This window comes from Dolichospermum sp. FACHB-1091 (genome assembly GCF_014697585.1).
Lineage (GTDB): Bacteria > Cyanobacteriota > Cyanobacteriia > Cyanobacteriales > Nostocaceae > Dolichospermum.
Genome location: NZ_JACJSB010000002.1, coordinates 143,463 through 165,980, shown reverse-complemented (window position 1 = coordinate 165,980; position 22,518 = coordinate 143,463). Strand labels below are relative to the sequence as shown.

The 22,518-nt window shown below is 37.7% G+C and carries 14 protein-coding genes; 2 read left to right on the top strand and 12 right to left on the bottom strand.

Features of this window, described 5'->3' with window-relative positions:
* Positions 1–240: 240 nt before the first annotated feature.
* Both H6G25_RS01820 and proB read right to left on the bottom strand, forming a co-directional pair.
* Positions 241–1,428, bottom strand: coding sequence for an FtsW/RodA/SpoVE family cell cycle protein (locus H6G25_RS01820; RefSeq protein ID WP_190391030.1), 1,188 nt, complete (start codon positions 1,426–1,428; stop codon positions 241–243).
* A 188-nt stretch (positions 1,429–1,616) separates the two neighbouring features.
* Positions 1,617–2,726: a glutamate 5-kinase gene (gene proB, locus H6G25_RS01815; RefSeq protein ID WP_190391029.1), complete on the bottom strand. Its 1,110-nt coding sequence runs from the start codon at positions 2,724–2,726 to the stop codon at positions 1,617–1,619.
* Positions 2,727–3,107: 381 nt separating this feature from the next.
* On the opposite strand from proB, the gene argJ reads away from it, so the two are divergent.
* Positions 3,108–4,349, top strand: coding sequence for a bifunctional ornithine acetyltransferase/N-acetylglutamate synthase (gene argJ / locus H6G25_RS01810; RefSeq protein WP_190391028.1), 1,242 nt, complete (start codon positions 3,108–3,110; stop codon positions 4,347–4,349).
* Between the two features lie 324 nt (positions 4,350–4,673).
* Positions 4,674–5,105 carry a hypothetical protein gene (locus H6G25_RS01805; protein WP_190391027.1) on the top strand — a complete coding sequence of 144 codons (432 nt, stop codon included), beginning with the start codon at positions 4,674–4,676 and terminating at the stop codon, positions 5,103–5,105.
* 89 nt (positions 5,106–5,194) lie between these two features.
* Here the strand turns inward: H6G25_RS01805 and H6G25_RS01800 are convergent, their stop codons facing one another.
* The 10 genes from H6G25_RS01800 to H6G25_RS01760 form a co-directional block, all read right to left on the bottom strand.
* Positions 5,195–5,473, bottom strand: coding sequence for a YggT family protein (locus H6G25_RS01800; protein WP_190391026.1), 279 nt, complete (start codon positions 5,471–5,473; stop codon positions 5,195–5,197).
* A gap of 128 nt (positions 5,474–5,601) precedes the next feature.
* Positions 5,602–5,736, bottom strand: a complete 135-nt coding sequence (locus tag H6G25_RS21460; protein WP_277881625.1) for a hypothetical protein — start codon at positions 5,734–5,736, stop codon at positions 5,602–5,604.
* Positions 5,737–5,795: 59 nt separating this feature from the next.
* Entirely contained in the window at positions 5,796–6,119 is a 324-nt protein-coding gene (locus H6G25_RS01795; protein ID WP_168360351.1) for a hypothetical protein, read from the bottom strand.
* A gap of 75 nt (positions 6,120–6,194) precedes the next feature.
* Positions 6,195–6,848 (bottom strand): uracil phosphoribosyltransferase, encoded by a 654-nt coding sequence (gene upp, locus H6G25_RS01790; RefSeq protein WP_190391025.1) that lies wholly within the window; start codon positions 6,846–6,848, stop codon positions 6,195–6,197.
* Positions 6,849–7,031: 183 nt separating this feature from the next.
* A complete protein-coding gene (locus tag H6G25_RS20980; RefSeq protein WP_190391024.1) occupies positions 7,032–14,129 on the bottom strand; it encodes a LamG domain-containing protein in 7,098 nt (2,365 codons plus the stop codon).
* 453 nt (positions 14,130–14,582) lie between these two features.
* Complete coding sequence (locus H6G25_RS01780) at positions 14,583–14,957, bottom strand: hypothetical protein (RefSeq protein ID WP_028090436.1); 375 nt, start codon at positions 14,955–14,957, stop codon at positions 14,583–14,585.
* Positions 14,958–15,487: 530 nt separating this feature from the next.
* Entirely contained in the window at positions 15,488–15,808 is a 321-nt protein-coding gene (locus H6G25_RS01775; RefSeq protein ID WP_190391023.1) for a muconolactone Delta-isomerase family protein, read from the bottom strand.
* A gap of 68 nt (positions 15,809–15,876) precedes the next feature.
* Entirely contained in the window at positions 15,877–18,873 is a 2,997-nt protein-coding gene (locus H6G25_RS01770; protein WP_242034856.1) for a UPF0182 family protein, read from the bottom strand.
* Between the two features lie 146 nt (positions 18,874–19,019).
* Positions 19,020–20,393, bottom strand: a complete 1,374-nt coding sequence (locus H6G25_RS01765) for a cobyrinate a,c-diamide synthase (protein WP_190391022.1) — start codon at positions 20,391–20,393, stop codon at positions 19,020–19,022.
* Positions 20,394–20,619: 226 nt separating this feature from the next.
* Positions 20,620–22,518 (bottom strand): CheR family methyltransferase, encoded by a 1,899-nt coding sequence (locus tag H6G25_RS01760; protein WP_190391021.1) that lies wholly within the window; start codon positions 22,516–22,518, stop codon positions 20,620–20,622.

The window sequence follows — 22,518 nt, the reverse complement described above, 5'->3', positions numbered from 1 at the left end:
ATCCAACATTAATAAATCTCAACTAAATTTTTGTGTAGGGGTAATTCATGAATTACCCCTACTTCTCTTGTTCCTACAGCAAATTGTCATCAAACCCGGAACAAGAACCCCGCCCCCAACCCCCTCCAATATCAAAAGTTTATCCTTTTCTTCCCCCCGCTGCGGGGGGATTGAGGGGGGTGCGAGGAGGGGGCTAAGATGTACCTTATATGATTGGAAATCGCTGTAAGTCCTGTCAAACTAAAATGTTCGTCTTCTTCTTCGATTTTCAGACAGCGTTTTTTGTAAAGGGACTACCTCTGCTTCACTACCCTCCCTCGCTACTCGAATTAATAAAGCAGAACATAGTAAACTGGCAATCATGGAATTACCACCATAGCTAAACATGGGTAGGGGTAAACCTGTAGTTGGTAACGCACCTGTAGTTACACCAATATGTAATAATGATTGTCCAACCATGACAACTACTACACCAATTGCGACTAATTGGGATGTCAGATTTTTGGATTTGAGGGCGATAATTAATCCTAAAGTAGCAAATATAGCTAACATTAGTAATAGTAAAATACCCCCAACAAAACCAAATTCTTCCGAAAAAATTGCGAAGATAAAATCAGTATCTTGAATTGGTAAATAGAATAACTTTTGTTGAGAAAGTCCAAATCCAGAACCCCAAGTTTGACCCGAACCTACAGCCAATAAACTTTGTACTAATTGATAACCATCTCCGGTAGCATCAGCCCAAGGATTCATAAAAGACATAATGCGTTTGCGTTGATATTCCTTAATGCTAATGCTCAGTAATGCTAAAAGCACACCACCAAAAGCCGTTCCTCCCAGATACTTATATGGTATTCCTGACGCTAAGGCAATAAACCAAATTGTCATCCCACAAAGTGCCGTTGTACTTAAATTAGGTTGGGCTAAAATCCCTAAAAGCACAAGACAAAAAACACCCAACCAAGACAAACGAATTCCCCAGGTAAGTTTTTCCCACTGACCAAAAAGTGTTGCACTTTGTAAAACTAAAAATGGTTTAATTAATTCTGATGGTTGGATAGGAATTGGTCCAATAGCTATCCACCTAGCCGCGTCAAAGGCTTTTTTTCCTAATCCTGGAATTAATGTAACAAAAATCAACAGCAAGAAAAATATCAAAAACCAGTGAGAAACCCCCAAAATTTTTCGTAATGGTAGATTGACAATGATATTGAAAATAATTAAACCAGCTATAGCCCAAAGAATTTGACGCTTGAAATAATATAAACCGTCACCTTGACGATCATCAGCAACAGGATAAGATGCAGAAAAAAGGATAATTAAGCCAATAAACATCCATATCAATGTTAGCTGGCGTAATAATCGGGCTTCTAAACCCCAGCTAGAAACGGAATTATCAAAAATTGGGATTAAACGGAGTAGATTCACAATATATTACAGACATAGGAACATCTGCTATTTTAGATAGCAACAAGTCAAAAGATAATCATATAACAGGGAAGAGGGAAGAGGGAAGAGGGAACAGAGTTCAACGTCATTCCTCTTTTACCTCCGTGCTTGGCGTGGTTCGATAAATTACTTTTAAAGCGATGAGGTATTTTTTAGAAATGATGTATTTAAATCAAAACTAAATTATCTCGGTGAATCACAGTATCAGCCCCCTCGTAACCTAAAATTGTGGGAATTTCCCGTGAATGTCGGCCGCAAATTTGCTGTAATTCCTCACTATTATAATTCACCAGTCCTCTAGCAATTTCATAGCCATTACTATCACATAATTGCACCGCTGCTTGATTGTCAAATTCCCCTTCTAGGGCTTTAATTCCTGCTGCTAACAGAGATTTTCCCCCTTTAGTAATAGCGGCGATCGCACCTTGATCTAAGTATAATTTTCCAGTAGTAACCAATCCGTAGGCTATCCAACGTTTTCGGGCTGAAGTTGGTTCGGGTTGAGGTGTAAAATGCGTCCCGATGAGTTCTCCGTGAATAATTTTTTCAATGTTCCGGGGAAATCGACCCTGAGTAATGACTGTGCGGATACCCGCCGCGATTGCAATTCTAGCCGCAGAAATTTTAGTCATCATACCTCCAGTTCCCCACCCAGACCCCTGTCCACCAGTTTGAATCTGCAAATCTGTTAGTTCTTGCATACTATTAACTAAGCTAATAGGTTTAGCGTCGGGTACACAACGAGGATTTGCTGAATATAATTTATCAACATCAGTTAATAAAAATAACCAATCCGCTTCTACTAAACTAGCTACTAATGCAGACAGGGTATCATTATCGCCAAATTTTAATTCTTCTACCGCTACTGTATCATTTTCATTAACTATAGGAATTACTCCCAAATTTAGTAATTCTTGAAAAGTATTATTGGCGTTAAGATAGCGGCTACGATGTACCAAATCTGCCCTAGTTAATAATACTTGAGCAATCGGTTGTTTTATTATGCTAAATAAATCATCATATATACGCATTAATCTCCCCTGTCCAACCGCCGCTACAGCCTGTTTTAAAGCTATAGTTTTGGGACGCTCCGTTAAACCTAAGCGTCCACAACCCACTCCCACAGCACCAGAGGAAACTAAAATTACCCGGTGTCCCTGTTGTCTCAAATCACAGAGAGTTTCCGCTAAAGTAGCAATGGTAGAAAGGGCTAATTGTCCTGTTTCTGCTTGAGTGAGACTAGAAGTACCGATTTTGACAACAATTGTTTGACTCATTATTTATTTGATTTATTTGACAAAAATTAAAAATAAGGGGTTTAACCCCTTGGCGCTAGAATTACATAATGTGCTGTTCAGATGCACCCTGATGGTTTTAGAGAGCTATCCAGGTGGCTCTCTTTTATTTTATGGGATAATTAACCGCAGATAAACGCAGACAAACGCAGATAAAGAGGAATGATTTGATTTATTTCCTAATTTGTGATTACCTATGGTCTTTACGGTGGGGTCGGTTTATTTAAGGCGAAATTTTTTTGAGAAAAAAATTGTCATCAACGGATAAAATTACCTGTAGACATAAATACTCGACGCTGATATCAAACTAGCAGCAGAATGTATTTTAATAACAAAGGCAATATAATAATTGTGGACAAAATTATGGCAAATTGGCAAATAATTCCAGGTGGTGTGACAGCAGCACGAGGATATAAAGCAGCGGGAATTACAGCAGGACTAAAGGCTTCGGGATTACCAGATTTAGCTTTGATTGTATCAGATGTGGAAGCGATCGCCGCAGGTGTATTTACTACTAGCCATGTCAAAGCAGCTTGTGTAGATTATTGTCGGCAAGTGTTACAAGGGAAACATAGTGCTAGAGCTATCCTTTGTAATGCGGGACAAGCTAACGCTGCAACCGGTGAACAAGGCGTTAAGGACGCTCAAGAAAGTGCTGATTTATTAGGGAAGGAATTAAATATTAACCCGGAATCTATTTTATTAGCTTCTACAGGTGTAATTGGTCAAAGAATTAAAATGGATATCCTGCGGGATGGTATACCCAAGGTAGTCGCAGCGCTTTCGGACACAGGTTCGGATGCAGCCGCAGGGGCAATTATTACCACAGATTTAGTGACAAAATCTATTGCTTTAGAAACTATTATACATGATCGTCCCGTGCGTATCGGTGGTATTGCTAAGGGTTCGGGAATGATTCACCCTAATATGGCGACAATGTTAGCTTTTGTTACCTGTGATGCTGCTGTATCCTCTACACTTTGGCAACAAATGTTAACTAGAGCAGCAGATAGAAGTTTTAATTCGATCACAGTGGATGGTGATACGAGTACAAATGATTGTTTAATCGCTTTAGCAAACGGTGAATCTCGCACTCCCGCAATTACGGAAATGGGTGCAGAAGCGGAGAAGTTAGAAGCTATGTTAACTTATGTCTGTCAACATTTAGCTAAAGCGATCGCCCGTGATGGAGAAGGTGCAACTTGTTTAATAGAGGTACAGGTTTCGGGTGCTTATGATGAATTATCAGCCCGACAAATCGCCAAAACCATTGTTGGCTCGTCTTTAGTGAAAGCGGCCATTTTTGGTCATGATCCGAATTGGGGACGGATAGCGGCGGCTGCGGGGCGGTCTGGTGTACCTTTTGAACAAGACAACCTCTCTATTAAATTAGGGGATATTTTACTCTTTGAAAATGGTCAACCTTTAGCTTTTGATAAGGCCGCAGCTAGTGCATATTTAAAAGCAGCGGTTCATGGTGAGTATTTACAGTCAGATACGGTGTTAATTTCCGTTGGTGTGGGAAATGGTCATGGTACAGGTAAAGCCTGGGGTTGTGATTTGAGTTATGATTATGTGAGGATTAACGCTGAGTATACAACTTAGAAAAATCGTGGCTTTAGCTCCTAGTATCTCGAACACAGGACTAAAGTCCTCAATACCAGTTAGAATATTATATCAGTTGCTTAAGTCCTGCCATTGCTCGCACCTGAAATTAGTCTAGAATTAGGTTTAAATAACAAAAATATACTGATCATAGAAACCGTTAGGGTGCGGCTTGTAGTTAGTTCTGTAAGGTAATTGAGGATATCCAAACAGTTAAAACAGTTAAAACTGTTCCCTATTCCCTGTTCCCTGTTCCCTGTTCCCTTCCCTCACAAACAACTTATTCAGCAAGCCCTATTTAAGAAATTTTCACTGGTGTATTTTATGCGTTTAAACTCAATTCGCTTCATTGTTATTGCTGGTTTTATTGGTTTACTTTTCTGGATAGGGACTCCCACCGCTTTAGCTTTAACACAGATTAAATTATCTGATATTTCCTACCATGATTGTCCTTTAGAACTAGCGACTGGAGTGGTAACTAGCAGCGGTTCAAATTCTGCTACTTGTTTTATCGTCACAGGTAAAGCTAACAACAGCACAAATAAAACCGTCTATGATGCGGATATTTTTGGGCGCATTTATGATAGAAATAATGATCCTATCTTACAAAATCGTACTCGTCTCGGTGGCATAGCTGAAGTTCCCCCAGGAGTCAGTGATTTTGAATTGAGAATTTCTGTACCTAGTAATCAACCTTTACCATTGAAATTGAAACAGTTCAAAGCGGCTGGCTTCAGCGGTAAAGTAAGAAGGTAATCTTTGGATACATTTGGATATACTTTATATATACTGTGTGAAGGTAATTTATGAATTACCCTCACTATCTTGAGTAAGTGAACTGTGACTTAAAACCCTGTGACTAAGGTAAAACGGGCTAAATTATTCAGAAGATCACCAACTATGTTCAAGGCCAGAAATGCTAGGATAGGGGAAAAATCCATACCACCCAAAGGAGGAATGATGGAACGAAATAGATTTAAATAGGGGTCACTAATTTGACTTAAAGCCGCAAATGGTTGACTAGACCAGTCAACAGTGGGAAACCAAGTTAGTAAGACCCGAATAATCAGCAAATAGCTGTAAAAGGTGACAAAAGTGGCTAGGGTTGTAATGAGTAAATTCATGGCCGGGTGACTTTCCTGTTAAATGTCAAACATAGATTCATGATTGATTTTAATTTAGTGCAAGTCATATTGTGTGGCTTGTAATCAATATACAATATAACTACTAATTTAAGTTGCTAGTTATCTAGTTAAGACTGGTAATGGGTAATGGGTAATGGGTAATGGGTAATGGGTAATGGGTAATTGGTAATTGGTAATGAGTAATTGGTAATTGGTAATGGGTAATTTGTGATATAAATAATCTGTGTCTTCAGCCTGTTCATCCTTTAGTCTCGGACATTATCTCGACTTCCCTAGATAACCACCTGATTCTGACACTGGGTTATTCATTACCAATATTAATACTCTTGACATTTCCCAATTGCTGCCGCACATCATCAATTGTGGCATTAAGTTGGGCGATTTTATCTTCGAGCGATCGCCTGGTGGCTTCTATTTCTAAATTTTCATTAGCTGAAGCCCGCATTCGTCTTTTTCTATTTGCCCCTGGTTCATTATTGTCGCCAATAGTTAGGCCATTATCTTCTTCTGGGTTTGCTGTTAAGTCTAATCTAGAGGTAATCACCGCACCCAAAACACCCCCAACCACACCACCAATTAATGTTCCCAGGAGAAAACCACTACCAAAACCATCTTGCTGACTCATATTTTTACCGCCTTTTAGAAAATAAGCAACTTTGAAAATACCTTAGCTATTTTCCAGCCTTAGCTGCACCCTAGCTTAAGTCCCAAAAATGCGATCGCCCGCATCTCCCAATCCTGGTACAATATACCCCTGATCATTAACCGTTTCGTCAATAGTAGCGGTGTAAATGGTTAAACCGGGATAGACAGCAGCCAACTTTTGTAAAGCCACAGGTGCAGCAACCACAGAAACAATCCGAGTTAAAGAGGAATCAACACCTCTTTGGGTTAATTCCGCCATTACTGCCATTATAGAACCTCCTGTAGCTAACATTGGTTCGGTAATTAATACCCTGGTTTCCGGGTCAAATTTTTCGGGGAGTTTATTCAAATAACAAGTAGGTTCTAGGGTTTCTTCATTGCGTACTAAACCAACATGATAAATTGAAGCCAAAGGTAGTACACCAGCAGATCCCTCTAATAAGCCCAAACCAGCCCGCAAAATCGGCACAACAGCCACAGGTATGCGAGAGTCAATAAAAGTCGCTGGACAGGCAGCTAGGGGACTCTGGACTATTGTTTCTTGGGTGGGCAACCATTCCCTAGTAGCTTCATAAGTTAGCCACCTGCCCAACTCAGTGATAGCAGAACGAAATAATACCGATGGCGTAGCTACATCACGGGCAACTCCCAACCAGTGCTGAATTAAGGGGTGAGGTGGGACATAAATACGCAGTTGTTGTTGCGTCATAAAGAAAAAAGGCAGCCCGTTATTATATTAAGAACTAAAAAACTATCATACTGCCATTTGACGCTCCCCGCCCTATAGAGGGACGGGGATTCTTGTTTCAATGAGCAACCTTGCTCAAACTTGCCTGTAGAGGGATGGGGTATTACGGCGTTTTCTGATAAAACCCTCTTCTAGAATAATCAACTATGGCTTTGATTTTAGGTAGTCAAGAATTTGATCAAGTTTCTTCTCTAATTCTTGGTTTTTCTTCTCCAAATCGCCAATTTTATCCATGAGTCTTTGATTTTCGGAACTCTCAGCAGCCGCCCGTAACTTGCGAACATCATGACCAAAACCCATCAAAGCTGGACGTTCCACATAAGTCACACGGTGTAAAACCCGCCAGGCTTTATTGGGTTTTCCGGCTTGAGCTTCACGTAACGCTCGTGCTTCCTCATCATTACTTGCTAACCATTCTGGGTCAACCACATAGTTAAAGAAGTCTTGGAAGTGATTGGTGCTACCTTCGAGGTAGAAACTCATAAACCGATAGCGGTCTACTTTTTCCCCAGGTAAAATGGGTCGGTCTTTGTAGTCGGTGATGTCTTTATATTCCAACCCACTCAGGTCTACATTCAACTGAAAACCCTTACTCCGCAGTTCCGTTTTAGTCATGGTTTGAGTTAAATTGACCGTAGCTTGGGCTGTGAGTTCTACCACAGCAGCAAACGGTGAATAATCACTTTGAACCCCTAACCCTGCATTCATGCTAAAAGACCCACCAATGGTATGCTCTACCGTATTAGCAAAACTTTGAGCTTCTGTGTGTAGTCCGCCATCGGCATCCCAAACGTAGGTATTGACAATATTACGCTTACCGGAGCGAATTTGGATACTTTCCATGCGCTTCTGCCAACCCGCAAAACTGTCAGTAGCTTGTACCCGTTTCTCTTGGTCGTCGATTTTGCTTTTAATTTCGGCCTGTTTCTGTTTAGTAGCTGCACTCGTCTTGTCAGCAGACTGAGCCGCACTATCTTGAAAATTTTGTGCTTTGTCGTCTTGGGCTTTTTTCTTTTCCTCATCTGTCATCTGAGTACCCGGTTTGTCTTCTTCCCGTTGTACTCCCACCGTTGAGGGGGCATCCCCACTGTCAATATTGCGGTTTAAGGAGAGTTGATCCACTAAACGCACATTAAAGTTAGAGAAATAGGATTCTCGGCGTTTATCTTCCGCTTCAATTTGTCGTTTCAGATCGTAGGCTTCTTGCAGACGGTAGTAACTAGCTGGATAGAGAGAGCCATACTGAGAGCGCATTTCAGGAACGTGCTTAAAGAAGCGATCGCTCGTAGCACTGCTACCTGTCATCCCATCTAAGCTGCCATTCATGGTGTAGGCAGGATTCATTAAAAAGGTGATGGTATTGACATCGGGAGGAATGCCATCCACAGGCAGCACTTGATAGCCGATCATTTTACCACTGCGAGCAAGACGAGTCACAAAAACATCCGCCAGAGCCGAAACGACTAAGGCATAACCAATGTTTTTAGGAACAAAACGAGTCCCTAAATGAGGGAATTTAGGGGTAACTTCTGGTGTTCCTCGTAGTTCTAGTTTATCCGTCATGCTTAAAGACGAACTAGAGGTAATGCTGCTCTCATTTTGGAATTGGTAGCTGAAGTCAAAATTACCTTTGAAACCAACCTTGGTACTGGTTTCGATTGACGTACCGATACCCATTGGCGCACTTAGAACCGACATTTTACCTCCTCCACCGATAAAAGTGTCCAAAGTTCCTCCCAAACCAGAATCCTGCGATCGCGTCCAATTAAATTCCACATCTTCCGACATGGTTAATTCCACAGATGTCGCACCGTTGTAATCTTCTTCTAAGGTCAAGTTTTCACTGGGAACGGGAGGTGGTCCTTCGATGTAGCCCAACAACGTCGGCGCAAACTGGCCGTTACCAATCCATTTCAATTCCAAAGCCTCAACTCGCTTGTCAGGGAGCAATGTAACTCCATTGGGTGAAAGATGAGCAAAGAAACGGCGCATCATCGCTACTTTCCGCTTCGTATTGGAATCTAAGGAAACGCTACTATACTCATTACACAGCAGGGCATTAGGGACAATGGGTAAAGTCTGATCATCTACAGTAATCGCTTTAGTCACCTTACCGTGATTATTTCCTGCTAAGTCTAAGACTGTTTGCTCAGAACCTTCAATCCTGATTTCATTGAGAGGATAGTAAGCAACTAAATTGGCTTCTTTGCCAGTGAGACGCTGGTACATATCCCCTTGAATTTCGGCTTGAGTGCGGGCGACCTTCCAGATACGGACTTCAGCTATAGAACCTTTGAAATAATTACCTTGACCCTTATCTAAATTACACCCGATGTATAACGGTGTTTTATCAATCTTCAAACTGCCTTCGGTTAGCCCTTCTGCGGAGAGTTGTCCATTAATATAGGTTCTGGCAGTTTTACCATCGTTAGTAATTACAACATGACTCCATTGATTCCATTGGATCGAACCATCAGGAGTATCAGGTATACCAGCATCGTTGTTAACAACAGTATGGAAACGATGATGAATACGGGCATTACTATGTAACCAGATATGAAAACTGCGTCCAGGTTTACCAACAATCCCGCTCCACTCTTGATTAGGAGCGCCATTAGGCTTAATCCACAGTTCTAGGGTATAGTTAGTAATCCATAAATTAGCATTATCCTCAACAGTAATACAATCATTTACCCCATCAAACTGCATCACCGTATTCCCCGGCTTCCCAATCGGAGCGGTACATCCCCACCAAATTTCACCGGATACCGTACCATTATTCCCCTGTCCAGACTGATCCCGAACGACCGTCCCTGTAGCCTCATTAAAGGGATAATAGGCTAATAAACCGGGTTCATTACCACTGAGCAAGGTTTTAGCATTAACAGCGATCTCATCATCTGTCAAAGCTACTCCCCAGATACGAACTTCTGCCACTTTACCAAAATTCTCTTCCATGCCTCCCAGATGTCTATTACCAATAGAAGAAACATCACTAGAAACTTTCAACGTAGCTGTTTTGATATCCTCAACTTTTTGCTTGACGGTAGCATCATTGGGGGTTTTCTTGAGATTTTCTTCCGCATCCGCTAAGGCTTTAGCTTTGGTATCGCCAACTTTCTTGCCATCAATGTAGAACAAAGTGGTGTCGCCTTTTCCAACTGCGGTCAGATGATGCCATCCTTCAGACAATAACTCTATATTGAAGCCACATTCATAGAACTTTTGTTGTGAAGGATCATTACTCAGATAAATCCCTAATTGTTTGCCATTTCTCACCAAAATATGATGATTTGCATCTTTCCCTTGGGTGAGCGTATTCCATTGTCCCTCTTCTGGTAAAGGATAGACAAACCATGCTTCAATACTCCAATAATCTGGGGGAAGATAGAGGGCTTTATCCAACTTAACAACACTATTGCTGTTTTTAAAGTTTAAACAACTACGTTGAGCATCGGGAATCCACTGTTCAAAAGTAGCATTTTTCCCATCCGCAGTGGCATCATAGTTGGTTTGTCGCATCCGTCCTTGGTTATCAAAGTAACTCAGTTGGACATTGCCTTCGCTAGTTTCGATCGCATTAAGACGAGTTACAGAATTAACAAAACCAAGGATTGCTCCTTGAGTGACTAAACCCTTGCTATTTTTGGGAATTTGGGGCATCGTTTGGGGAGTTTGTTTAGTGGTAGATAATACATTGAGGATTTTTTCGTTTAATTTGTTTAAGGCTGTTTGAACTAGATTCAGTTGATTTTTGATTTCTTCAAGACGATCGTTCCAACTCGATTTCTTTGTTGTACCATCTCTTACAACTTCTTGCAAAGTCTGCAATTCCGATTGTTTTAGTTTGATGGTGTCCTGTATTCTCGCTAAAGAAATTTTCTTATTATCGATAGCAACCTGATTTACAGCTTGTCCCGTAGAAATAATTTGCCACTGTTGATGACGAAATAGCCCCATATTATTATAAGGTATTGTAGTATAGACACCAGTCGCAATCGAAGATGTTTGCAAGCAATGTCTATTTTCCCTGTTTTCAAAACGGTAGTAATCGCCAACTTTTTCGATGAGCCATTCGGTATCGTAATACCATTTGTCTTTACGCCATGCTTCTTCGGTTCCTTGATAGTTGTTTTTCGCTATAGCTTTACTACGATCTACCTGTAAGTGATTGTTTGTCTGTCTATTTTGCAGTCGATAGAACTTGCCTTCAATGCAATCAATGCGCCAGTGAGCATCATACCAAGCAGAACTCTTCCAAATGGCTTCTGATGTAGTAGTCTGTCTTGCTACAACTGAAGTTCCATCCACTTCCATAAAATTCTTAGTCTCTACATTGGTAATTAAGCACCAGTAATTGAAGGGATGATCAATTTCAGCTTGATATTTCCTTTGCGCATTTTCAAGATCACTAATCTCGTTGTTGATTTCAGTGATTCTGGTTTTTGTCTTTTCCAGATTATCTAATGCTGCTAGTTGCTGGTTTAATTTCCGTTTTTCTAATTCCAAAGATGCTTCTTCTTTCTCTTTGAGTTCCAACTCCGACAATTGTGACGGTAAGCTTGCTTGCTGGTCTGCTAAGGTTGTCAAATTTACGACATCAATGTATTTAAACTCAGTAATACTTTCAGACATTAAACGGATGCGATGTTTACGAATTTCTAAAGATTGCCAGTTACCTTGAACATTAGCAATCTCAAAAGAACGTAACATACTAATTCCATCAGGAATCGTGACATTCCCAGAGACTCGATACCAACCTTTTCCTAAATCTTCAAATTTGTTTTGTTTAATTTGTTCAGGAGCAATAATCTGTTTTGCTTCAGCGCTACGACTGGCTTTTCCCCAATAGGAGAGCTTAAAAATCTTCGTGCCTAAATTCTTCCCGTCTGCATTATCCAAATAGTCAAGATTAACAGCAGAGGAGGAAACAACCTTAAATTCAAAGCTTTCCTCATAAGTTGCTCGTTCACTGACCGCAAACAAGTCATCATTGGTATATTTAACCGCATCTAACCCGCCTGCCAGTTGACGATTGAGGGTAGCAGCGCTGACATAAGCATCGCCATAGACAGTACCATTCTGTCCATTAATGGAAAAGTCAACGACTTGTCCTTCTCCAATTGCTCCCAACCGCCAATAACCAACTAAACCGACTTCTTGACCCCTCAGTTGCAGGTACATATTATTTTTGATGTCTTCAGCAGTACGGGCTACTTTCCAGATGCGGAGATCAGAAATTTGCCCTTCAAAATGCGTGTCTCCTTCCCGACTATCACGCCCAATTCTGTGAGCAATTACGGCACGCTTATCCGAAACTTCTCCAGAATGTTCAAAATCAAGAACGCCATCAATATAACCGTAGATTTTCTTATTTTCCTTATCTCTGACAAAGCTGATGAAATGCCATTGATTGTCTCTTAAATCTTTAGAGCCTAACAGGTCAGGTTCCCTATTCCAGAAAAATCTCAGTTTGCCATTGAAAACTTCAAAATTCACATTGATTGAATCTGGTAGTTGATAGTCTCCTAACAATATGCCTCTAACAGAATTTTGAGGTACTTTCACCCACATTGAAACGGTGAATGAACCAGAGAAAATTGAAAGAGGCTGAGATAGTTGAATATAATCATCCACGCCATCAAAAACGATGCCCCGCCGTCTGCGAGAGACGAGTTTAATATTAATCGCCGATCCGGTTGCCCATTTGCGTTCAATGACAAAATGGGTATCATCGAGTTTTTTGATGGGATAACTATCGTTATAGTTTTCTGTTCCGGCAATTTGAACTTCATCGCCATTGTCTAAGCCATGATAAGGACAGGTTACTCGTAATTTACCATCAGCCATCTTTTCGTAGGCGGTAATCATGCCATCAAAAATTAAGCCGCCTTCTTCTTCCTCTTCTTTTTCCCAGTAACCTAATCCTTGGGTTAATCCTAAGTTAATATCAAAGGTGTTTTCATCAACGGTTTCGGCTTGATAAAGCCCTTGATAATCACTGGTCCCCATGATTTTCACCAAGTCGCCATTCGTCAATTGACTGGCTTGACCTTCGGTAGCAATTTTGACTAAATCTTCCGCATCATCTTCGTCTGTTCCTTGGGCTAATCCTGTGATCATCCCTTGGGGAGGGGGAGTTCTGTCGGCTAAGGCTTTGATTTCATCAAGGGTGTTTAAGGGCAGGAGGATTTCTCTGGTTTTACTGCGAAGGATGGTTTTGTCGGGGTTTTCATTAATCTCTGCGAGAGTTCCGTCTCCAGCAATGGCAAAGTTAAGTGTAGCTGCTCCTTTGTCAGTGGGAATGGCTAACATTAATCGTGTGGCTGTTTTTAACAGTTGCATTTCCCCGGATTGGGTTTGCTGTTCCTGTTGTAAGTCATATTTGGTAGCGGTTAAGCCGTTTGTAATGGTTGTTTTGGATATGTCTAGGGTGCGTTTAATGATTCCAGGAATTTGACGAGGAACTAGGGTTTCATTGATTTCTTCAAAAATAGTATAATCTTTGACTTCAAATAACCCTTCTTCTGATGTCCGAATGGTGGTTAGTTCGACTTTCTGGGTTTGGCTGTTGTAAGCGAAAATATGCCAGCGATGAACATCATCTTCAATTGTCGGCACTAACACCACAGAAAACCAACCTTGATGTAGGTTATTTACCAAACATAATTCGGTGGTGGGTTCGTAGAAAAAGTTCCCGTTAGCATCACGAAAGTCTAAGGTGTCAATATTATTGAGGACTCCATTAGACCCCTTATTCATGTTCTTTGTGGGGGTGTGTTTCTGCTTACTGCGCTTAAACCGCACTTCTAATTTACGGTTTAGCTTATTAGTCATCCCGTCTAATACAAACCTGTCTACCAAAAGGGTATTAGACTTGGACTGACGGAAAATATAAATGTGTCCCAATGCCGAAATTGCTTGTACTGGAGCAACAGCAGTCTCCGTGTCGGTTCGGTAACGTGACTTGAGAATAAATGCGCCCTTTTGGTCGGTAAGTTCGGCCCTTTCCTTGTCAATGACGGACTGATCATCTTTTTCTTCCTTGGGAAATTCCAGTTCTTGCCACTTTTCCCACCCAGTTCTTTCAGCTTCTTTAGTGTTGAGGTAACTATCTTCAAAGCCATCTTGCTTGACTGTGTACCGAATTTTCCCGTCAGTCTCAGTAGTGAGGACGACTACTTTACCTTCATGGGCAATGGTATTAATGTGTTGAGGTTTTTGATCCGCTAGTAGTAGCATATTGTATCTAAAAAACGAATTACGACAGTAATCTTATAATCAACTATCTACTGGTGTCAAGATCAAGTGGTCAATAAGTTTACATAAGTTTACATAAATTTCTCAAAAAAGATTTATTGAGAAATATTTTTATTACTACTTGACAAATATTCTTAATTAAGGCTATATTGTGATCAGGTGTTCTCTCTATAAAGGATCGGCAGACGGGAAAAGTAAGCAATAGCAAGCTTTTCCTCGTTTTTTTCCGCTATAATCCCTATGTAAAGATCCTCGTGAATTGTTATTTATGTGTATTGTTTATATTTTTATTCCTTAAATATGAGTTAATTTTTTAGCAATTAATCAAAATAACTTTCACAGTAAATTTCAAGTTCTTCAGATACAAAAATACCCCACCCTCCCCTGACTCTTGAGCAGGAAAAGGAGGGTAATTCTGGTAATTTTAGTGAAATATTAGTGAAATAAGTTTTTAGGAGGGAAGCTGACCTTTTTAGGTGCGTATTCAGCACAATTCATGGCTTTTTCCGTGAGAACAGTATCAGGTTTGACAGCACATTTTAAATAGTGGTTATTGGCAAAAAATTGACATTTTTTACAGGGAAGTTTTTGTAAAATTTTACCATTTAGGTATATCTTATCATCAGTATTGTTACGTAATTTATGAAAAATTAGGAGAAAAATAGCCCAAATAAAAATAAATCCCAGAGGAGCTAAAGATAGTGCTAAATCTGGTATTTGGATATTGTGATATTGTACTTGAACTTGTATTTTTTCTTGTTCAACTGCATTTGGAGCAAGTTTATTTTCCAATACCTGCTTTATATACATCTTATTTCCCCCATTGAACTATAATGGCTTTGACAAAAATCACAGAACCAGTTTTGTAACCTCCCCAAGATCAAGTCTGTTTCAATTGTGTTTTAATTGTGACTAATTTTTGATTGTGAAACCTCTGATTTCCAACATATTTGTCAATAATTAATAATTAATGATCAACTGAGTTCTGATTCTAACCGAGTGAGTCAGTGATGTGATTTATCTAGACATGAGTGAAACTTAACCTTCAATTATAGGTTTAGCAAAAGAAAAGTTTAGTTATCTCTGTCAATAGTTTTGATTTTTATAATTTCAATATATACCCGGAGTTGTAGTTGTTAACACTGTCGAGTTTCAAACCGGATTTTTTTTGATAGAATTGTATAGATTTCCAGATTAATTAACCCCTGGATACAATTATTAGACATCTCCAGTAAAAATAGTAGAGAATAGTAGAGAATAGTAGAGACATTTCATGGAACATCTCTACTAGAAAACGCATATTTAATTTTTAGATCATGTCTAAGGTCAGCAATATTTACCTATTCCCTGTGATCTAATCTAGCTTTAATATCAGCAGCAAAGTCTTCATATTTCCTCAAAGGAGCGACTTCTACTTGCACTTTTTGTCCATTTTTTTTGATGATAGGTAAATCTAGAAGAATTTGATCTAATGTATCTGGACTAGGAACATCAACAATGGCAATTACACGACGAGTACCAACACATTTCCATAAATCAACTATTACTCCAGCTTGTTTAGCTTGGAGTGCTGTTTCTGCTGCTTCACTCCATATAGCAAACAATTCTTGTTGGCTCATGTTATCGGGGTATTCAACCTGAAAATCCAAATGGTAGAGCATATTTACCGTTTCAACCCTTTTTTGTGGGGACTTTAATAGTTTAAACTAAAATGGATGTAATTCTGAGTTTAACCTGGGGTAATTTCTTCTTGAACGGGACGAATAATAGGGGGTGGAGGTGGTAGTTCTGGTTGAAAGATTCCTGATAGTGCTTGTTCTAAAGTTTGTGCCATAACGATGCGGTTTTCATAGGCTACAATGACTCTGACTAAAGTGGGTAAACTATTCTGTGTAGCTTCTAAATAAATTGGTTCAACATATAATAAAGATTGTTCAATGGGAATTACTAAAAGATTACCTTGAATTACCCTAGAACCTTGTTGATTCCAGAGGGAAATTTGTTGGGAAATAACCGGATCTTGATTAATTCTCGCTTCAATTTGTTCCTGTCCATAAATTAAGCGTTCTTTGGGAAAGTTATATAATAATAGTTTACCGTAATTTTCACCGTCGGAACGTGCTGCTAACCAAGCAATTAAATTTGTCCGTTGTTTAGGTGTGTAAGGAAGTAATAAAATAAATTCTTCAAAGGGAAGATTGGGGAGACTGGTAATTAAATAATAAGGTTCAACTGGACGGGTTTCACTTCCATAGATTTCATTGGGAATTTGCCATTGATCTTCTCTATTATAAAACACTTGAATATCTGTCATGTGATAGATCATTAAGCGTTCTGATTGAATTTTAAAATAATCTACTGGATAACGCAAATGATTATGGAGATTAACAGGTAAATTGTGAATATTTTGGAACATTTGAGGAAATATTTTTGACCAAGCGGTAATGATTGGATCTAAGGAATCAGCAATGTAAAATCTCACTGTACCATTGTAAGCATCAATTACGACTTTGACGGAATTACGAATATAGTTGATCCCCTCTTTACCTGTGTCAGAATAGGGATAATGATCGCTGATTGTGTAAGCATCAACTATCCAATAAAGATAGTTTTCTCTTCCAGGAAACTGTTGATTTTTATTGTCTGTATAAGCATCAGTCGCAACTAAATAAGGATCACTATCGAACTTTAAAAAAGGAGCAATGGTGTGAATTCTTTGATTAATATTTCGTCGGAATAATACTTTAGTTTCTGGTAAAAAGTCTTGTGTAAATATCATTCTCCAATCTTTTAAATATATAGAAAATAGCCATTTTTTCCATAGAGAATTGATATTTATTCCTCCTAATCCATCGTAGGTATTATAAACATTATCACTACCGCTGGGATAATCTAATTCTTTAACTTTTGTCCCAGTCATGACGTGAGTATTAGTAATTTCTCCATAATAAATTCTGGGTTTATCAATGGGAATACTTTGACGAATATCTATGCTAGAAGTATTTAACGCGCTCCCTTCCTGACTAATATCTTTGACAAAATACTCTGGTAGTCCACCCGCAGCAACGGTATTTACAGGACTCATGGTAAAACCATAACCATGGGTATAAATCATATTTTTATTTACCCATGTTTGCGCTTGGGGAGGGACATTTTCATAATTCAATTCTCTGGCCGCAATTAATACCTGTTGTTTTTCTAGATTGTCTTTTTTGGGGTTACTTTTGATTAAATATCTATCAATATCAGCATCAGGAAATTGATAATAAGGTCGAATTTGTTGTAGTTGACGGTTAGTTTTTAATAATGGTTCTTGGTCCCAAAGACGAATATTTCTAATTGTTAAATCATTGGCTTTAATATCGTTTATTGTCAGTTTTCCTATGGGGTTAAATATTTGAGAATCAACGATATCTAAATTAAAAGCTTGACGAGTCAGCGCGATATTTCGCTCTATATAAGGTTTTTCTCTTTGTAATTCATTCGGTTCAACAATGAAATTTTGCACGGCCATAGGTAAAATGAAGTTACCTGTAATTATCAAGGTTAGATAAATATATATACTATAGTTTATCCAGGGATGATGTGAAGATTTTTTTCTCGAAAATCCAGTTAAGTATAATAAATAAAAAGCTATAGCTATTGATAAAAAATATAATATTGTATCTGCTGGTAATTGGGCTTTAATATCGGTATAACTAGCACCATAGCTGACTCCATTATCAGAATAAAGCAGTTGATAACGATTCAGCCAATAATTTAAACCAGCTACTAACATTAAACAGCCAGATAAGCCTAATAAATGGCGTTTTTGTGGTGCAGAAAATCCTCTAAAAATACCTTGGCTGAGGCTATTTGCTGACAATAAATAAGTGAGAATAACGCTAATCAATCCATATAAAGATAATCCCATTAACCAAAGTTCTAAGATTTCCCAAATCGGAAGAGAAAAAATATAAAAACTTATATCTTGATTGAATAATGGTTCAGAACGGTTGAAGGAAACAGGGTGAAAAAATAACAGAAATTTTGCCCAATTTTCAGTAATTATCTCCCCAAAACTCAAACTTAAAATCACTGCGATCGCTCGTAACAGAAATTTGCTATAAATTAATAAAGCAATAGATAATCCCCCAACTATTCCTAAATACCAATTTTGAGAAATGATCTTTTTTCCCAACTCCCAAATCATCTCTATTTTAAATACAATTGGTGCTGATAAATTTGATAAATTTGATTCACTGATTTTTTCAGTTCCATAAGCTAGAGCAATTTCTCCATAATATGCTAATATTAAACAAACTAACAAACTTAATCCTAATGTCAGCGGTAACAACCACCGCAATTTGATTTGATGGCTATTATTAGTTAATGGCAAATTTTGCTCATTTTTGTTATAATGGGGACTGAGAAAAGTGGTTAATTCTCGACTAATTTTGATTTCTGTCTCTGGAATATAATTATGATTTGGACTAGATTGTAATTTTTCAGCTAAAATTAGATTTCCCCATAAATAAACAACACTTAAACTGACAATAAACAGCCATAAACTACCTTGAGTTAACAATTTTAGAGAAAATACTTCTATATAACCAACTTCCTGAAACCAAAAAAATTCCGCACCTAAATCAGCAGCTATTTTCAAAAATAAGCACAACCCCAAGCAGAATATAAAAACTTTAACCCACCATTTCCCAAACCCAAACATTATCTTAGTATTAATCATTGGTTATTAAATGTGATTACTAAACTAATTTTTATTCTACTATAGCGTTTCCCAGTCTCATGAAGTACAAAATTATCTGCGTTTATCTGCGTTTATCTGCGTACCCTTCGGGAAGCAAGCTACAATTATTACTGCTTGTACCTCACTTAAATGGGAAAATGTTTATTTTTTAAACATTGTTGAATAAATCTTTTAGGAATCTCTTGACTTTCTCCCCAATGTTGATGAATATAAGAAGCATGGACATTAGGTAAACTCCAACCTTCAAAACCTGTATTTTCATCACAGTCATAACGATAGGTATTAAACAATGGTTTTGAGTTATTAGTTATTAAATGAGAACGATGAAATTCATGACCAAAAATACTTGTGTTCATATCAATTAAAAAGGTGTTTTCTAAAACTACTGCGCGACGATATCCCAAAGTTAATTTTTTATCCATTTGCGCTAAAGTTGGTAATATTCCTACCATTGGCCAAGTTTTACCATCAAAATCAATAATCTGCTCACATAAATACATTAATCCTCCACATTCTGCAATTGTCGGTATTCCTCCTAAAATCGCATTTTTCACTTCTTGAATTAGGTTAACATTTGCAGCTAATTGTGATGCAAATACTTCGGGAAAACCTCCACCAAAATACATTCCTTGGATATCTTTTGGTAATTGATCATCATTTAATGGACTCCAAAATACTAATTCTGCACCTAATTTTTCTAATAAATCTAAGTTATCTTGATAGTAAAAATTAAAGGCTTGATCTCGTGCTACAGCAATTTTACAGAGTATTTTAGATTTAGGAATATCAATTACATTCTTCTTTATATCTTCTTTTATTAAAGGTGATTTTAAAAGCGGTAAAAGTTGCTCCCAATCAAAATAAATATCTCCTAAATCAGCTAAACTATCAATTATTTGATCTAATTCTGGTAATTCTGCGGTGGGAATTAAGCCCAGATGACGGTCAGGAATGGTAATATTGTCTTGTCTTCTTAATACACCCAAAATTGGTAATTTTAGAGATTCAAGAGATGCTTTTAATAATGATAAATGTCGTTCACTTCCTACTCTATTTAAGATTAAACCAGCAATTTTAATTCTTGGATCTAAGGAAGAATAACCATGAGCAATTGCAGCTACAGAACCGGATAAACGACTACAATCAATTACTAATATTATCGGTATGTCTAATAATCTAGCAATATGTGCGGTACTAGCAAAGTCTGATAAATTTCCAATACCATCAAATAAACCCATTACTCCTTCAATTAAATTATACTCACTTTGGCAAGAATGATGATTAAAGCATTGTTGAACATAACTTTCTGAAGTTAATACAGGATCTAAATTTCGACAAGGAAGACCAGTAACATATTTATGAAACATAGGATCAATATAATCGGGTCCTACTTTAAAAGATTGTATATTCAGACCACGACGACGTAAAGATGCTAAAAGGGTAAGTGTAACTGTTGTTTTTCCGACTCCGCTTCTTTCTCCAGCAATAATTATAGACATAGATGACAAATTTAAAGTTCAATTTCAAAGTTTAAAATCAAATTCTAAATCAAATTCAGACAACTGATAAAAATTAATTTATTCAATATGAATATTCTCTTTTTTATGCTCCGTGTGAGAATGCAGATTTAGATATTCTGATTTTAAAATACAAGAGGTAGAACCTCTAACAAGACATTCTCCGTCTGGAGACTGGGAACGAGAAAGGAAAAATGAGAAAACATTTTTATTCTTTTTCTTTTTGTTGTCTTTGTTCAATGTCCGCAGGAGAAATCATACTATTAATTTTTTCAGTATCTGTCATCATCATGATAATACCTTCTACATTATCGCCGATCAAAGGACTAAAAGCAATATAACATCGAATTTGTTTACCGCGACGATTAGTACCATTAATTAGTATTTCCTGAAATTTCTTTTTACTAGAGAGTATATCACGAATTGGGATTTGTAGTTGTTCTACAGGTAAACCAATATCTAAACTAAACCAAGATTTGTTCATTACTTCCTCTTGACGTAAACCCCACATATCTTCAACCGCATGATTCCAAATTAAAATATTAAAATTAGTATCTATTACAACCATTCCTATTTGCAGAGAACTCAAAATAGAAGACATAAAGGTATTAGTTTGATCTAGTTCATAAGTACGATTACTCAGTTCATGGTTAATTGCTCGCAGTTGTTCATTAGTTGATTGCAATTCTTCGTTTATAGTCTCCATTTCTTGATTGGTAGATTGCAATTCTTCATTGGTAGTCTCCAATTCTTCATTTGTGGATTGCAATTCTTCATTGGTAGTCTCCAATTCTTCATTTGTGGATTGCAATTCTTCGTTAGTGGTTTCCAATTCTTGTCGAGAGCGTTGCAATGCTGATTGCAGTTTTATGTAACGGCTAACATCATTAAAGGTAACTGTCACACCGATAATGGTTTGATCAGTATCTTGCAAAGGAATAATCCGCACATCTAAATACTGAGTTTCTGAATTAGGCTGATAACGCTCAATATTAGTTAATGTAATTGGATGACGTTCACTATATACTTGCTCAATGAGCGATCGCAATTCTAGAGGTCTATAAGATAATTCTAAATCTTGAAAAGGGCGATTGATATCTTTAAGTGTTAAATTAAATAAATTTCGAGCTTGTTCATTAATTATGATTAAAATTCCCTGATTATTAATCACAATCTGAGCGTTAGATGCTGTATCAAAAGCTAATTCTCTAACTCGAATTTCTTGAGACACATTAGCTGATTCTTGATTTTGTAAATTAGCCATTACTAATTGACGATTGCGGATATTTCCCAAAGATACTTTCGCAAAAATACGATCTTTTAAATTTATAGGTGTAAATAAATTAGTATGAGTGATTAACATTTCTGCTTTTCCTAAAAACAGATAACCATGATCATTAAGAGCAAAATGAAAACGATTGATAATGCGTCCTTGGGTTTCTGAGTTGAAATACATTAAAGTATTACGACAAACCAATAAATCTAAACGAGAAATTGGTGCATCCTGAAGTAAATCATGACGACCAAAAATCACAGCACGACGTAGATCTTGCTGAAAAATATATTTTTCATTGCTTAAATCAAAGTATTTATCCCGCAGTTCTAATGGGACAGCGTGAATATTTTTGGCCGAATAACTAGCTTGACGTGCTTGGTTTAAAGCTTCCTCATCTATATCTGTAGCGTAGATTTTTACGCGATAACGAAAATCGTCAATTCCTAATATTTCTGCTAAGATTATGGCTAAAGTATAAGCTTCTTCTCCAGAAGCACAACCAGCACTCCAGATTCTAACTTGTTCATTTTTTTGTTTATTTTTAAGAATATTGGGAATAATTTCCTTAGCTAAATATTCCCAAGCTAAAGGGTCACGAAAAAAAGCAGTTACATTAATTAAAATAGTATTAAACAAAGTTTTAAATTCATCGGGATGAACTTCTAAATAATCTTGATAATTAGCAAAATTTTCTATGTTTAAATACTGCATCTGTTTACTAACACGACGCATTAAAGTTGAACGCTTATAACCTGTGAAATCAAAGCCTCGGTTAGTTCTTAAATATTGGAGAAGATTTTCAAAATCAACGTCTTTATGTGGAAGGTTCAT